Raw genomic sequence first — 14,375 nt, 5'->3', positions numbered from 1 at the left:
ATCAGGCCGCGAGCTTGCGCAGCACGTAATGCAGGATGCCGCCGTTCATATAATATTCGACTTCGTTTGCCGTATCGATGCGGCAGAGCGTGTCGAAGCTGAAGGTCGAACCGTTGGCGCGGGTGACGTTCACGGTCACCGTCTGGCGCGGCTTGAGATCCGCGACGCCGGTGATCGTGAAGGTGTCGTCGCCGGTCAGGCCCAGCGTTTCGCGCGTGTCGCCGTCCTGGAACTGGAGCGGCAGCACGCCCATGCCGACGAGGTTCGAGCGGTGGATGCGCTCGAAGCTTTCGACGATGACGGTGCGGACGCCGAGCAGGTTGGTGCCCTTTGCCGCCCAGTCGCGCGACGAGCCGGTGCCATATTCCTTGCCGGCGATGACGACGAGCGGGGTGCCGTCGGCCTTGTGGCGCATCGCGGCGTCGTAGATCGGCATGACTTCGGCGCCATAGCGCGACATGCCGCCTTCGATGCCAGGGACCATTTCGTTTTTGATGCGGATGTTGGCGAAAGTGCCGCGCATCATCACGTCGTGGTGGCCGCGGCGGGCGCCGTAGCTGTTGAAGTCGGCCTTGCTAACCTGATGTTCCATAAGCCATTTTCCGGCCGGGCTGTCCGCCTTGATGCTGCCGGCGGGGCTGATGTGGTCGGTGGTTATGCTGTCGCCGAGGATCGCGAGCGGCTTGGCGTCGATGATGTCCTTCACCGGAGCGGGTGTCATCGTCATGCCCTCGAAATAGGGCGGGTTCGCGACATAGGTCGATCCGGCGCGCCACTGATAGGTGTCGCTGCCTTCGACCTCGATCTTCTGCCAATGCTCGTCGCCCTTGTAGACATGGGCATAGCGCGCGACGAACATGTCGCGGTCGACCGCGCCCGCAACCGCCTCGGCCACTTCGAGATTGGTCGGCCAGATGTCGGCGAGGAACACGTCCTTGCCCTGCTGGTCCTGCCCGATCGGGGTGGTGGTGAAATCCTCGATCACCGTGCCCTTCAGCGCATAGGCGACGACGAGCGGCGGCGAGGCGAGGAAGTTCGCGCGCACGTCGGGCGACACGCGGCCTTCGAAGTTGCGGTTGCCCGAGATCACCGCCGCGGCGACGAGGCCATTTTCGTTGATCGCCTTCGAAATCGGCTCGGCGAGCGGGCCCGAATTGCCGATGCAGGTGGTGCAGCCATAGCCGACGAGGTTGAAGCCGATGTTATCGAGATGCTTCTGCAAGCCCGCCTTGACCAGATAATCGGTCACAACCTGCGACCCCGGAGCGAGCGAGGTCTTGACCCACGGCTTGGGCTTCAACCCGAACGCGTCGGCTTTCTTCGCGACGAGCCCCGCGGCGACGAGCACGCCGGGGTTCGAGGTGTTGGTGCAGCTGGTGATCGCGGCGATGGTGACGTCGCCGTCACCGATGTCGAAATCCTCGCCCTCAACCGGCACGCGCGTCTGCGCCTTTTTATAGGTGTTGACCATGTCGGCGTTGAACACATCGTCGACGTCGGGGAGCGAGACGCGGTCCTGCGGACGCTTCGGCCCCGCGAGCGACGGCACGACGCTGCCGAGGTCGAGTTCGAGCGTGTCGGTGAAGATCGGGTCCGCGGCGCCCTCGACGATCCACAGCCCCTGCGCCTTGGCATAGGCTTCGACCAGCGCGATATTTTCGTCGCTGCGGCCGGTCAGGCGCATATAATCGAGCGTCTTGTCGTCGACGCCGAAGAAGCCGCAGGTCGCGCCATATTCGGGCGCCATATTGGCGAGCGTCGCACGGTCGGCGAGCGACAGCGAGGCGAGGCCGGGGCCGAAATATTCGACGAAGCGGCCGACGACGCCCTTGGCGCGCAGCATCTGCGTCGCGGTGAGCACGAGGTCGGTCGCGGTGACGCCTTCCTTCAGCTTGCCGGTGAATTTGAAGCCGACGACTTCGGGGATCAGCATCGACACCGGCTGGCCGAGCATGGCCGCTTCCGCTTCAATCCCGCCGACGCCCCAGCCGAGCACGCCGAGCCCGTTGATCATCGTCGTGTGGCTGTCGGTGCCGACGCAGGTGTCGGGATAGGCGACGGTTTCACCCGCGCTATCCTCGCTCGACCACACCGCCTGCGCGATATGCTCGAGGTTGACCTGGTGGCAGATGCCGGTGCCCGGGGGCACCGCCTTGAAATTCGACAGCGACTTCGACCCCCATTTCAGGAAGTCATAACGTTCGCCGTTGCGATAATATTCGATTTCGACATTCTGCTCGAACGCCTTCGGATGGCCGAATTCGTCGACCATCACACTGTGGTCGATGACGAGGTGGACGGGGACGAGCGGGTTGATCTTGGTCGTGTCGCCGCCAAGCTTGGCGATCGCATCGCGCATTGCGGCCAAGTCGACGACGCACGGAACGCCGGTGAAATCCTGCAGCAGTACGCGCGCGGGGCGATACTGGATTTCCTGGTTCGAATGCGGGTCCTTCTGCCAGTCGACGATCGCCTTTACGTCGTCGGTCGACACGGTGAAGCCGCCGTCCTCGAAGCGCAGCAGATTTTCGAGCAGCACCTTCATGCTGAACGGCAGGCGCGAGACGTCGCCAAGCTTGGCGGCGGCCTTGTCGAGCGAATAATAAGCGTAATTCTTGCCGCCGACGCTCAGCGTCGAGCGGGTTCCAAGCGTGTCGTTGCCCGTGGTCGTCATAGGATTGCAGTCCCCATGTTGGCGCGGCGGGGAATGACTGTCCGAAAGCCCGAGCAGGAGAGCGGGGCAGAAGGGAGTCGCACGCGCGGGTTTATGTTGGCGCCGCCTTACGCCCAGGCCAAGGAAATGCAAGGGGGTGGGGGGAAGATTTGGCTCACGCGAAGGCGCGAAGACGCAAAGGAAATCCGCCGTGTCCCTACGCTTCTTCACCCCGCACCTCCCTCGTCACCCCGGACTTGATCCGGGGTCCATAGGGCGCCGGTGGAATGGATCCCGGATCAAGTCCGGGATGACGAGAAAGGGATGTAGTCCTTGACTACAGTGTAGTTACAGACTACATTTCCGCCAATGAAGCCGATCAGCTACACGCGATCCGCAATCAAGGCGCTGCAACGCATGCCCGCCAACATATCGGCGCGGATCGTCGGCAAGATCGAGGCCTATGCCGCCGACCCCGCGTCGCAGGCGAATAATGTGAAGGCGCTGAAAGGCCGCGACGGCATCCGGCTGCGCGTCGGCGACTGGCGCGTGATCATGGAGGATGGCGTCGTGCTGGCGGTGCTGGAAATCGGCCCGCGCGGCAGCGTTTATGAATGAAGGAATGATGCCATGAGCAAGATGGTGACGATCCCCCGCGAAGAATATGACCGCCTCCGCGAAGCGGCGGAGGACCTCGCCGACCTTCGCGCCTATGATGGCGCCAAGGCGGCGCTGGCGGCGGGCGAGGATGAGTTGGTGCCCGCCGACTATGCCAAGCGGCTGATCGCCGGCGAAAGCCCGCTGCGCGTCTGGCGCGAACTGCGCGGACTGTCGCAGGTCAAGCTGGGGGCGGTGTCGGGGGTTAACCGGGTGCAGATTGCCGATATCGAGGCCGGGCGCGGCAAGGGGTCGGTGGAGACGGTGCGGAAGCTGGCGGAGGCGCTGGGGGTTAGGGTGGATGATTTGGTTTGAGGGTATGTGAGGGCAAATCTCGCAGTGCTTGTGAACAATCCTGACGCAACGTAATGTAGCTAAAGGCCTAGCTGTGAGGCCCCTAAATACCGGGAGCTTGTGTTGCTAATCCATGATCCGCGCGCGTTGTTGGAATCACTATGCGCTCTGCCGCGCGAGACCGAATGGGTCGAGTTCAAGGAGAACAACTTCAACAAAGACTCTGTAGGCCAGTATGTATCATCGCTGGCTAATTCGGCGATGCTTCATGAGAAGGACGCTGCATACCTCGTTTTTGGTGTTCGTGACGAGACCCATGAGATTGTTGGTACTGCCGTCGACTTGCTAGGAGAAGCGTTGGGTCGGAATCATTTATTCTCTGGCTGAACAAATATTTGGACCCGCACATTACGGTTAAGGTTGAGACAATAGAATATGACGGGCGACGCGTTGAAATACTATGTATAGATCCAGGCTATCGTCAGCCAGTAAAGTTTAAAGGAATTGCCAACGTTCGTATAGGTTCGTCTCAGCAACCTCTCTCTAACTATCCCGAGCGGGAGCGTATGCTGTGGCAAATTACTTCACGCTATTCTTTCGAAACCAGCCCGCTAAGCAAGCACTTTTCATCGGAAGAGTTGCATGAGCAGTTCGGAATCACGGTTTTGCTGACGCGGCTTGGTTCCAAGCCTAAAGGCGCCTCCGAAGCTATCGACGACCTTGTGGTCAGGGGGCTCATCAGGGACGATATGCAGGGGAAATTTGAGGCATCAACTCTACTCGCGCTTACGTGCGGCCGCGACAACGACCAGTTTTCTCATCTTAACGGTAAAGGGCCCCGGGCCGTAACATACAAGGGAAAAGACAAACTTGACGCTATTGACGATCAAGAAGGAAGGCGAGGTTATCTCAACACTTTTCAGGGTTTATTAGAACATATAATGAGCAAAATCCCTAGCTCGGAGGAAATGCGCCACGGCATTCGGACTAAGGTTTATGCAATTCCTGAAATATCGATCCGTGAGTTTCTTGCGAATGCTATTGTGCATCAGGATTTTACGCAGCCTGGCAGGACGCTAATCGAGATTTTTAAGGACAAGGTTCGCATCACGAATCCGGGGCTGCCGCTCGTCGCCGTCGATCGTTTCATAGACTCTCCATCAAAAACGCGGAACCAGCGGTTCGCGAAGATGATGCGCGATGCAGGATTTTGCGAAGAACGCGGTAGCGGAGTTGATCGAGCAATTAGCGAAATTGAGCGCACGGCGCTTCCGCCGCCGCTTATTGAGGCAGTGGAGGGCTCTACGGTCGTCACTGTCTTTATGGCAAGAAAGTTTGCCGATATGACGTCGGAGGAGCGAGAGCGTGCATGTTTTCAGCACGCTTGCTTAACCTACGAACAGGGCGAGCCGATGAGCAACGCTTCCCTGCGCTCGCGGTTTGGTTTGTCACAGAAGCAATACCCGCAAGTATCCAACGTCATACGAGATGCCGTTGAGGCCGGGCGTATCAAGCCGCTAAGTGAGGATCAGGCCAATCGAAACGCGCGCTACGTTCCATTTTATGCCCCCTAGTTATGTAACTCGTTGGCGGTCGCATTGGTCAGCCTTGTAAGAAAATATAGGAAAATCAATAATCTAATTCCTATTTTTTATGTAATCCGGCGCAGGTTTTTGGCGATGCAATTTCGCCAACAGCCTCACCTCAAATTCACGATCTCACAGGTTTGCCATGGACCCCGGATCAAGTCCGGGGTGACGAATCATATCGTCTCCACTTCATTTTTCGCTTTCCTACATTATCCAAATAGGTTCAAAATCATTCCGATTCATTCCAGGTGATTCGGGAGATCGAGCTATGGGGCGTAAGGTGGAGCGGGGTTCGCGGGGGAAATCGGGCAGCGACGGCGGCAGTGATCATGCCCTCCCCGCTGCGACTAGCCAGCAAGCTGGCAAGTCTCGCTGCCCCTCCCGCAAGCGGGAGGGGCGTTTGACGGCGGCCAATCCCTTGATGCCCGGGCTGCGCATTCGCGAGGATGGGTGGACGGTGGCGCGGACGCGGACGTTTCTGGCTTTGCTGGCGCAGACGGGGTGCGTTGCCGATGCGGCGCGGGTGGCGGGGGTCAGTACGACGTCGGTCAATCGCTCGCGCAAATTGTTCGCAGCCTTCGACCGGGCGTGCGCCGAGGCGCTCGCCAACGCGCTGCGCGGGCTGGAGGCGGTCGCGTATCAGCGCGCGGTCGAGGGGCGCGAGACGGTGGTGATTCGCGATGGCCGCGAGGTCGAGCGGCGGATCGTGCCGTCGGATGCGCTGCTCGCGCTGCTGCTGAAACGCGGCGACCTGTCGGGGGCGCTGGGGCGCGCGCTGACGGCGGAGGAGGCCGAGGCGTTCGTGCTGCCCGAGGCGGTGCGGCACCGCTTTATCGACCGCAGCGAGTTCGAAAGCGGGGTCGCCTTCGAGGACGGGGTGAAGGTGCAGCACCATATCGCGACGCAGGAGGAAACCGACGCGGTGCTGCTGAAGCGCATCGCGATGGTCGAGCTGTACCGCCGGAACCAGCGCCACTTTCACCCGCCGTGCGTGACATGCGGGCAGAAGCGGCCGCTGACCCGCGACGAGGTGGCTGCGCTGGACGGGGCGGCGATGGCGGCGATGGAGGCCCGGATGGCGGCGCCGACGTCGAAACGCCTGCCGCCGCTTGCGGGGTGATGCGCCGCCCCGCCGCTACCGGTTCAGCCGGTTCAGCGCGGCGACCGTCTCCTGACGGTCCCTGCGCTGTTCGCGCCTCCCTTTAAAAGCGCTTGGTGAGGATCAGCCCCACCGTGCGTGGGTTGGGCGGATTGTTATACGGGTCGTACCCCAGCACCCCGTCGACGACGCGCGGCGGTTGCCGGTCGAACAGGTTGGCGACAACCAGCTGGACTTCGCTGTCCGCCAGCCACGCCGCCGACGACAGGCGGCCGAGGTCGAAACCGAGGAAGAAGGAGGCGGTCGTGAACGATCCGATCCGGCGGACCGGCTGGCCGGGGCGGTCGTCGGTGAAGCCGTCGACATAATTCACCACCGAGCCGACCGAGACGCCGCCGCGGCCCCACGCGATCGTGCCACCCAGCCGGAGGTCGGCGGGCTTGGCATAGCCGTCGACCCGCGAAATCGCCGTGTCGCCCCCGGCCTTGAGGTCGAGGTTCAATATATATTGGCCGGTGAGCTTGAGCATCGCGGTGCCGCCGAAAAGCTGCGGGCGCCACGACAGGTCGAGATCGAGGCCGTCGGTCGATTCGACCGCGAAATTCTGGGCGCGGATGTCGGCGATCAGCTGGACCTGCGACAAGAGGCCGGCGGGGACGTCGGCGGCCGAATCGAAAAAGGTGAGGTCGCCGTTGTTGATCGCGGGGACTTCGGCGAAGCGGCGGAACACCGCGGGGTTGTCCACGACCTGCCGGATCTGTGCGAGGCCGGGGTTCGCGATGTTGAAGACTTGCAGATCGCGGACCGACAGGCTGTCGTCGGGCTTGGGCGTGCCGACGCGGCCCGAAATCTTGATCCGGTAATAGCCCGCCTTGATCGTCAGATCGGGAATGAAGGTCGGGGTCAGGTCGACCCCGAACGTCCATGTGTCGGCATCCTGCGTCCGCAGATCGGGGTTCGCGCCGGCGCGGAACATGACCAGCGCCTGTCCGGCGGGGAGCGCGGGATTCTGGTCCTTGGGGTCGAGGAATTTATAGTCGTAGAGGCCGAACGACACCTGTTCGGCGATCCCGATCGTGCTGCGGAAGCGCGGCGCGAGGAAGGAGCGCGCCCAGGTGCCGCGTAGCGCGACCGAGCGGTTGAGCTGCCAGCGCAACCCGACCTTGGGCGACAGCGCGGTGTCGAAGCCGAGATCCTCGTAGCGCGCGGCGGCGGACAGGGTGAGCGACCGGATCATCGGCACCGACTGCTCGGGGCCGATGACGGGGATATTCACTTCGCCGAAGACCGACTTGACCTTGCGCGTCGCGCCGTTGCGGTTGAAAAAGATCGTCGCGTCGGTGCGCAGCGTCTCGGCGCGATACTGGAAGCCCGCGGCGGCCATGACCGGGCCGGCGGGGAGCGAGGCGAGCGCGGTCTGGCCGCGCAGCTCGACGGCGAACAGCCGGTTGGTCGATTCGCGGCTGGCGGGTGGACGGCCCACTCTGGAGGAGGAGCTCTCGGTGCGGTTGCGGTGATAGTCGACCGTCAGGTCGAGCGCGGTCGCGCCTTCGCCCTGCCAGCGGACGCCGCTGTAGATCGACACGCCGCGCGTGCGGGTCTTGAAGCTGCGGTTGAACGCGGGTTCGTCGAGGAAGAGCTGGCGCGAACTGCGGTCGCGCTGGAAACGCGAGGCGTCGAGCGAGAAGGTGAAATCGCCGGCCTCCTGCTCCAGCCCGGCGTAGAGCCCGGTGAGCCGTTCGTCGGGGAGCTGGGTGATCTGGAGCGCTTCGCCCGACGCCTCGACCGGATCGCCGACGAAGGGCGAGCGATCCTGGATCATCGCCATGCCGTAGACGCGGCCGCTGCCCCAGCTGTGCCCCGCGAGCGCGCTCGCCTGCCAGTCCTTCTTGCCCGTCCGCGTCGCGGTGGCGCCGCGCGCCTGCAGCTCGAGCCCGTCTTTTGGCTTGCGGGTGACGATGTTGACGACCCCCGCGACCGCATCGGCGCCATAGGTGGCCGAGGCGCCGTCGGGGATGATGTCGATCCGCTCGATCAGCATCGAGGGGATGACCGAGACCGTCGGCGCCTCGTTCATCCCGACCGACGGCATGCGGCGGCCGTTGAGCAGGGTCAGCGTCGCGTCCGACGCCAGCCCGCGGAGCGCGAAGCCCGCGAAGCCGTCGAACTGGTTATAGGTCGTCGCGTCGCCGAGCGGGCTGCCGATCCCGGCGCCGCTTGTGGCAAATTCGCTGAGATCGCCGGTGAAATTCTGCGGAATCGTGAGCATATATTCGGCGACCGACCCCGATCCCGATTGCACGATATCGGCCTGACCATGGGTGAAGACCGGGCTCGCCACATATTCTTTCGGCAAGCCGCGGATGAGCGAGCCGGTGACGACGATATCGTCGGCCTTGCGCTTTTCGCTGTCGTTGGTGCTGCCCGCCGCATCCTGTCCGGCGGGGTAATCCTGTGCAACCGCAGGCGCCGCACAGGCGCCGGCAAATGAGAGGGCCAGCAGGCCCTTGATAACCGGATTTTGCAATTTACCCCCTATATGAAATGATATATCGTCCCATATGTAGCGAATGGCATATCGTCAATCGTCTTGCGGCGACGGTGCGCCGGGGAACAAGAAACGCCTTTGCCCGCGCATGCTTGCGTACCGCTCCGCCAGCTGTCAGGCTGGTGACACATGGTTTGGCGAGGGGGCTTTATGCGGATCGTTCGGACGGCCGGGATTGCGGCAACGCTGGCAGCGGGCCTTGTCGCTTCGCCCTCAATCGCGCGCGAACCCGCAAACGTCCTGATGTCCGAGAACCCCGGGGGACGCAGCTTTCAGGAGGCGGTCGGCTATGCCGATGCGGTGATCGCGGGCGACACCATCTACCTGTCGGGCGTGGTTGCGGGGCCGGGGACGGGCGAGACCGACCTTGCGGCGGGATATGAGCGCGCCTTTGCGCATATCGCCGCGACGCTGGCGCGGGCGGGGGCGAGCTGGGACGATGTCGTCGACATCACGACCTTTCACACCGACATCGGCGCGCACATCGACGGCTTTGTCGCGGTGAAGAACAAATATGTGAAGGCGCCCTTCCCGGCATGGACCGCAATCGGCGTCTCGCGCCTCTATGAACCCACGGCGGTGGTCGAGATCAAGGTGGTGGCGCGCAAGCCGAAGACATGATCGCGGGCCGATTTAGCGGGCGTCGGGCACGTTCACGTGCACCGGCCCCGTCCTCGACCGGCATTGTCCCTCCACGTCGATCGCACCGGACCCGTCGGCGGGGCGGTACATCCCGCGAAGCCGGGCGCGCCCGGGGGCTTCGGCATCGCGCAGCGTAAAGGCGAACACGGCGCCTGTCCGCGTGCGCAGCGCAAAACCGAAGGACGGCCCGAGGGCGGGATCGGGTTGTTCGATCGTGGCACGATCGAAGAAGGTGCGGCCGTCGTCGAGCGTGTAGAGATAGGGAATCGCCTTGCCCGTGATCAACCCGACATCGGCGGGAAACAGAAAGACATAATCGCCGGCGGGATAGGCGGCGAGGCCGCCCTTGCCGGCCCCCTTCGTGCGCGCGGCCGAACCGACTTTACAGTCATAGCGCATGTCGATCAGAACATCTTCGGGAAAGGCCGTCGACGGCAGCGGCGACTGGGCGGCGGCGGCCAGCGCCATCATCGTCAGATACATGGATGGTCTCCGTTTCGTTTCAGGGTCCGCGCGGCGCTGGCCGGCATGGCGGCGCCCGCAAAAGCGGCAATCTTCATGGAGTATCCCTTTAAAATTAGCTGGTTCGGATGATCGGGGATTTGCGCCGCCATGGTCAATAGCGGATCTGTTCGGGCCACAGGACGCGTTCGCAGCGCGCCTTGGGCGCGGCGGTCTTGACCGCGAGCGCCTTGCGCAAGGCGGGAAGCGCGGCGACCGCTTCGCGCAGTACCGCGATATCGATCGTGCCGTGTGCGATCTCCTTGTCGCCGCCCAGCCGGTCGGACGGGCGGATCAGCGTCCAGTCGAGCGCATCATAGCCCTCGGCATAGGCCAGCAGGTCGCCGAGCGGCAGCTCGCCATGGCCGTCCTTCATATTGTGGGCGCCATAGGGAAAGACCTGGGTCGAGAGCGCGGTGCTGCCGACGATGCCATAGGGTTCGACCGGAAAGGGGCGCTGCATCCGGATCAGCGCGACCTCGGGCAGGTCGGCGTCGAGCCCGACGCGAAGCTGGACCTCGATCTTGCGCGGTTCGATCGCGGGCTGGCGCGCTTCGTCCCAGATATAGGAAAGGTCGAGTTCGAGCGGCTGCCGCGGGCTCGAGGGATCATAGCCCTTGAGGTTCCAGTGCATGAAGTCGCCGGCGTCGCGCTTGCCTTCGTCGGTGTAGAGGCGGGTCAGCGAGATGGTGCCCCCTTTCAGTTCCTTCGTGACGTCGCAGCGATAGCGATAGGTCTCGCGTACCGGTTGCGCGGCGGCAGGCTGCGGCGCGGACCCCGGCAGCGGAGGGAGGCGCGCGTCGCCGGCCGCGGGAGCGAGGAGCAGGGTTGCGGCGGCGGCCGCGAGCAGGTGTCGCACGGTCATTTTCCCTTTAAGATCAAGCCTCGGCCTTATCGCGCAGATTGGACACGCTCGCGGTGACCATCGTCACACAAGCCGCCTCTCAGGCGCCGGCGGCGAGGCGAACGGGTTTGGGGGTGAACGCGCGGACGCGGTTGCGGCCGGTGCGCTTGGCCTGATAGAGCGCCTGATCGGCATCGGCCATCAGCGCCGAAAGGCCGGTGCCCGGCGCGCCGATCGCAATGCCGATGCTGGTCGTCGGACAGAGCTTTGCCGGGATATGGTCAGTGCAAGCGGCCTGCAGTCCGGTGCGGACCGCCTCGGCGAGCTTGCGCGCCGCTTCGATCCCCGCGCCGGGGACGAGCAGCGCGAACTCCTCGCCGCCGATGCGCCCGGCGATCATCTCGGCCGGGGCGATCCGCCGGACATGCGCGCCGAACGCCGCGATGATCGCGTCGCCGACCGCGTGGCCGTGATTGTCGTTGATCAGCTTGAAATGGTCGAGGTCGGCGATCATCAGCGCGACGGGGCGATCCTCGTCGATACAGCGGCGCAACGCCGCGCCGGCCTGTGCCTCGAACCCGCGGCGGTTGAGCAGGCCCGACAGATTGTCGTCGTCGACCTGACGACGCAATTCGTTGATCTGGTCGATCGCAACCGCGACCATCAGGCTGATCGCGGCGACGATCGACACCATCGCCTGACTGAATTGGACGGTGGTCCAATATACCGACTGCTGGAAACCGACATAATTGTCGAAGCCGCCGCCGAGCGAAAGCAGCACGACCGGACGGATGATCAGGTTGAGCGCCGATAGCGCGGCGACCCAGAAGAGGACCCGGTCGATCAGATAGTGTTTTTCGATGGGCCAGAGTGCGCGGACAACCATCGCGGCGATGATGCCGGCGCCGGTGCTGATCGCCAGGATGCGCGCCGCGATGCTGGGCTGGCCGAGCAGGAACCACAGGAAAACGGTGATCGAGACCGCGACCGTGACCGCCATTGCGCGCCATGGTATCGGCAGGTCGTAGCGTTTGATGATCGCCGCAGCGAACAGGACTCCGGTGGCGAGAAAGCCGAGATTCGCGGGCAGCCGCTGCAATTCCATCGGCAACACCGGTCCCAGATCCTGAATCAGGAACGCAATGGCAGAAGCCGTGTACGCGCCGGCGGCATAGGCGACATAGCGCTCGTGCCGATTCAGCCACAGCAGAAAAAAGGCAGTGGCGAACAGCAGGCCGATGCCCGGATTGAGCAGCGAAATGAAAAATTGTCCGTTCACACTACCGCTTTCTGTCCTCGCCCCTGAGGGTAGCAGCGCCATCGATAACGAGTTGTTACTTTCCGGGGAGTTAAGTCACGGTAACGCGGCAAAGCGCCGAACGTTCAGGCGGTCCCGCGCACAACCAGATGGACCGGGACGCGGGTGCCGCTGCGCGTGCGCTCGTCATCCTCGAGCGCCATCGCGACGAGGGCTTCGCCCGCGGCGTCGAGGTCGGGTTCGAGCGTGGTGAGCGCGGGGTCGGCCAGCGTGCCGGCGCGGATGCCGTCGAAGCCGATCAACGCGACGTCGCCCGGCACGCTACGCCCGGCATCCTTGAGCCCTTGCAGCACGCCGAGTGCGAGCATGTCGCTGGCCGCAAAGATCGCATCGATGTCGGGATGCGCGTCGAGCAGCGCGTGGACCGCGGCGACGCCCTGCGCGTGGCGGTCGGCGGCGGCGGGCGGCTCGGCGACGAAGGGGGTGATGCCGTGCGCGGCGAGCGCGGCGGTAAAACCGTCGCGGCGTTCGTCGAACTGGCGCTGCGGCGACTGCTGTGGCCCGATGAAGGCGATGCGGCGGCGGCCGTCACGCAAGAAATGCTCGGCGGCGAGCTGGCCGCCGAGGTCATTTTCGCTGCGCATCCAGTGGAACGGGCTGCCGGGGCTGCCCCAGCAGACGAAGTCGAGCCCCGACGCCTGCGCGGCGGCAAAATAGTCCCATGCCGGACGGTTGCTGGTCGTGCCGATGACGATCATCGCGTCGGCGAGGCCCGAGGCGACGAAATCGGCGCGGAAATTGTCGGGATTTTCCTGAAACGAGACGAGCAGGTTGAACCCGCGCGCCGAGGTCGCGGCGGCGATGCTGCCGAGCAAGGCGAAGTAGAAGGGATTGATCGCGCTGCGATCCTCGCCGGGGCGGCAGATGGTGACGAGCGCGATCGTCTCGCTGCTTTTGAGGCGCAGCGACGAGGCGTGGCGGTCGACGACATAGCCGAGTTCGCGCGCGGCGGCCGAAACGCGTGCGCGCGTTTCGGCGTTGACCCCGGGGCTGTTGCGGAGCGCGCGCGAGACGGTCGATTGCGACACGCCGGCACGCTCGGCGACGTCGAACGATGTCGGACGCAGCATCTTTCCGTTCACCTCTGGCTTCTCCCCTCTGCCGCCGTCTCTCGCCGCGAGGGGGTGGCTTGTCAATCGCGGTAACGCCCCTCAACTCTCGTCATGCCGGACTTGATCCGGCATCCATCGCCCGCTTGCGTCGCATGGACCCGGGATCAAGTCCGGGGTGACGAAATCAGAGCCCATCCAGGGCCAGCAGGGCAAAGCTCGCGAGCCAGTGTTCGCCCATATAGTCGCCGGTAACGTGCGCGAGCGCGGCGTCGAGATGGCGCTGTGCGGCAGCCCCGGCAACCGACGCTACCGGGTGGGCGGGACCGAGCGCAGCGGCGATGGCGCGCCAACTCCACGCGCGGCTGAGATTGAGGCCGTCGAGATGCGCGATCTTGCCGTCGCTGCGGTCGGAGACGGTCGCGGGGGTGAACAGCGTTGCGGGCTGTTCATGCGCGGCGCGGGGCAGGAAGGCGTCGAACCATGGGGTGAAATCCTCCCCGAGGACGACCGCCATCAGATGCGCTTCGGTCAGCGCCGATGACAGAAATTCGTCGCCGCCGGGTTCCCATGCCTGACAATCGCGGTCGCCGGCGAACCAGTCGCGGGTGCGGGCGTCGATGAGGGTGACGAGCTTCGGATCGCGGCTTTCTGCCCAGTCGCGCGCAAGCAGGAGGGCGAAGCTGATGTTGAAATGGGTGCCGACGCGCAGCGGATAGGTGAGCTTGGGCAGGAAGGCATGGAAGCGCGCGGCGAAGGCGGCGGCGAGCGGTTCGAGCGCGGCCGCCCATGGGGCATCGTGGCGCGCCGCCTCGGCATGGAGCGCGAGCAGCCACGCCCAGCCATAGGGGCGTTCGAAGCCCGCGGCATAGGGTCGGTCAAGGAAGGCGAGCTCGCCCGCGACCTTTTCGGGCACGAGCATTTCGTCGGCGCGGGCGCGTATCCCGGCGGCGACGGGCAGGTCGGGGAAGCGGCGCGCGAGGCGGAGCACCTGCCACCAGCCATGGACGCAGCTGTGCCAGTCGAAGCTGCCGTGGAAGATCGGGTGATGCTCGCGCGGCGGCTTGGCATCCGCGGGGCCGTTCAGGACAAGGTCCATCTTGTACGGATATTCCCGGCCGAGGTGCGACAGGGTGGCGGTCGCGAAGCGGGCGGCATGGTCGGGGGTGAGGGTGGTCATG

The 14,375-nt window shown here is 64.3% G+C and carries 13 protein-coding genes; 6 read left to right on the top strand and 7 right to left on the bottom strand.

Features of this window, described 5'->3' with window-relative positions; genetic code table 11:
- Position 1: 1 nt before the first annotated feature.
- Positions 2-2,674 (bottom strand): aconitate hydratase AcnA, encoded by a 2,673-nt coding sequence (gene acnA / locus AC07NV_RS03605; protein WP_495164969.1) that lies wholly within the window; start codon positions 2,672-2,674, stop codon positions 2-4.
- Positions 2,675-3,022: 348 nt separating this feature from the next.
- Here acnA and AC07NV_RS03600 point away from each other — a divergent pair, with 348 nt between their 5' ends.
- The 5 genes from AC07NV_RS03600 (at position 3,023) to AC07NV_RS03580 (ending at position 6,313) form a co-directional block, all read left to right on the top strand.
- Positions 3,023-3,271, top strand: coding sequence for a type II toxin-antitoxin system RelE family toxin (locus AC07NV_RS03600; RefSeq protein ID WP_495164968.1), 249 nt, complete (start codon positions 3,023-3,025; stop codon positions 3,269-3,271).
- Between the two features lie 12 nt (positions 3,272-3,283).
- Positions 3,284-3,625, top strand: coding sequence for a helix-turn-helix transcriptional regulator (locus AC07NV_RS03595; RefSeq protein WP_495164967.1), 342 nt, complete (start codon positions 3,284-3,286; stop codon positions 3,623-3,625).
- A gap of 102 nt (positions 3,626-3,727) precedes the next feature.
- Positions 3,728-3,991, top strand: coding sequence for an AlbA family DNA-binding domain-containing protein (locus AC07NV_RS03590; RefSeq protein ID WP_495164966.1), 264 nt, complete (start codon positions 3,728-3,730; stop codon positions 3,989-3,991).
- 179 nt (positions 3,992-4,170) lie between these two features.
- Positions 4,171-5,178: an ATP-binding protein gene (locus tag AC07NV_RS03585; RefSeq protein ID WP_495164965.1), complete on the top strand. Its 1,008-nt coding sequence runs from the start codon at positions 4,171-4,173 to the stop codon at positions 5,176-5,178.
- A gap of 436 nt (positions 5,179-5,614) precedes the next feature.
- Positions 5,615-6,313, top strand: a complete 699-nt coding sequence (locus AC07NV_RS03580) for a hypothetical protein (RefSeq protein ID WP_495164964.1) — start codon at positions 5,615-5,617, stop codon at positions 6,311-6,313.
- Positions 6,314-6,395: 82 nt separating this feature from the next.
- On the opposite strand, the gene AC07NV_RS03575 is transcribed toward AC07NV_RS03580, so the two are convergent.
- Positions 6,396-8,819 (bottom strand): TonB-dependent receptor plug domain-containing protein, encoded by a 2,424-nt coding sequence (locus AC07NV_RS03575; protein ID WP_495164963.1) that lies wholly within the window; start codon positions 8,817-8,819, stop codon positions 6,396-6,398.
- A 171-nt stretch (positions 8,820-8,990) separates the two neighbouring features.
- On the opposite strand from AC07NV_RS03575, the gene AC07NV_RS03570 reads away from it, so the two are divergent.
- Positions 8,991-9,461, top strand: a complete 471-nt coding sequence (locus tag AC07NV_RS03570; RefSeq protein ID WP_495164962.1) for a RidA family protein — start codon at positions 8,991-8,993, stop codon at positions 9,459-9,461.
- 12 nt (positions 9,462-9,473) lie between these two features.
- On the opposite strand, the gene AC07NV_RS03565 is transcribed toward AC07NV_RS03570, so the two are convergent.
- The 5 genes from AC07NV_RS03565 to AC07NV_RS03545 form a co-directional block, all read right to left on the bottom strand.
- Positions 9,474-9,965, bottom strand: coding sequence for a hypothetical protein (locus AC07NV_RS03565; protein ID WP_495164961.1), 492 nt, complete (start codon positions 9,963-9,965; stop codon positions 9,474-9,476).
- A gap of 133 nt (positions 9,966-10,098) precedes the next feature.
- Entirely contained in the window at positions 10,099-10,848 is a 750-nt protein-coding gene (locus AC07NV_RS03560) for a hypothetical protein (protein ID WP_495164960.1), read from the bottom strand.
- 79 nt (positions 10,849-10,927) lie between these two features.
- Positions 10,928-12,106 carry a GGDEF domain-containing protein gene (locus AC07NV_RS03555; RefSeq protein ID WP_495164959.1) on the bottom strand — a complete coding sequence of 393 codons (1,179 nt, stop codon included), beginning with the start codon at positions 12,104-12,106 and terminating at the stop codon, positions 10,928-10,930.
- A 104-nt stretch (positions 12,107-12,210) separates the two neighbouring features.
- Complete coding sequence (locus AC07NV_RS03550; RefSeq protein ID WP_495164958.1) at positions 12,211-13,215, bottom strand: LacI family DNA-binding transcriptional regulator; 1,005 nt, start codon at positions 13,213-13,215, stop codon at positions 12,211-12,213.
- Positions 13,216-13,381: 166 nt separating this feature from the next.
- The gene (locus AC07NV_RS03545) at positions 13,382-14,374 is read right to left on the bottom strand and encodes a DUF2891 domain-containing protein (RefSeq protein ID WP_495164957.1); all 993 of its coding nucleotides are present in this window, start codon (positions 14,372-14,374) and stop codon (positions 13,382-13,384) included.
- Position 14,375 lies beyond the last annotated feature (1 nt).

Source organism: Sphingopyxis sp. GW821-FHT10B01 (assembly GCF_059415685.1).
This window is presented reverse-complemented; position numbering and strand designations above follow the sequence as displayed.

Coding starts and splice junctions, on each gene's coding strand:
- AC07NV_RS03600 (WP_495164968.1), top strand. CDS start 3,023: ATGAAGCCGATCAGCTACACGCGATCCGCAATCAAGGCGCTGCAACGC.
- AC07NV_RS03560 (WP_495164960.1), bottom strand. CDS start 10,848: ATGACCGTGCGACACCTGCTCGCGGCCGCCGCCGCAACCCTGCTCCTC.
- AC07NV_RS03545 (WP_495164957.1), bottom strand. CDS start 14,374: ATGACCACCCTCACCCCCGACCATGCCGCCCGCTTCGCGACCGCCACC.
- acnA (WP_495164969.1), bottom strand. CDS start 2,674: ATGACGACCACGGGCAACGACACGCTTGGAACCCGCTCGACGCTGAGC.
- AC07NV_RS03595 (WP_495164967.1), top strand. CDS start 3,284: ATGAGCAAGATGGTGACGATCCCCCGCGAAGAATATGACCGCCTCCGC.
- AC07NV_RS03565 (WP_495164961.1), bottom strand. CDS start 9,965: ATGTATCTGACGATGATGGCGCTGGCCGCCGCCGCCCAGTCGCCGCTG.
- AC07NV_RS03580 (WP_495164964.1), top strand. CDS start 5,615: ATGCCCGGGCTGCGCATTCGCGAGGATGGGTGGACGGTGGCGCGGACG.
- AC07NV_RS03585 (WP_495164965.1), top strand. CDS start 4,171: ATGCTGTGGCAAATTACTTCACGCTATTCTTTCGAAACCAGCCCGCTA.
- AC07NV_RS03570 (WP_495164962.1), top strand. CDS start 8,991: ATGCGGATCGTTCGGACGGCCGGGATTGCGGCAACGCTGGCAGCGGGC.
- AC07NV_RS03550 (WP_495164958.1), bottom strand. CDS start 13,215: ATGCTGCGTCCGACATCGTTCGACGTCGCCGAGCGTGCCGGCGTGTCG.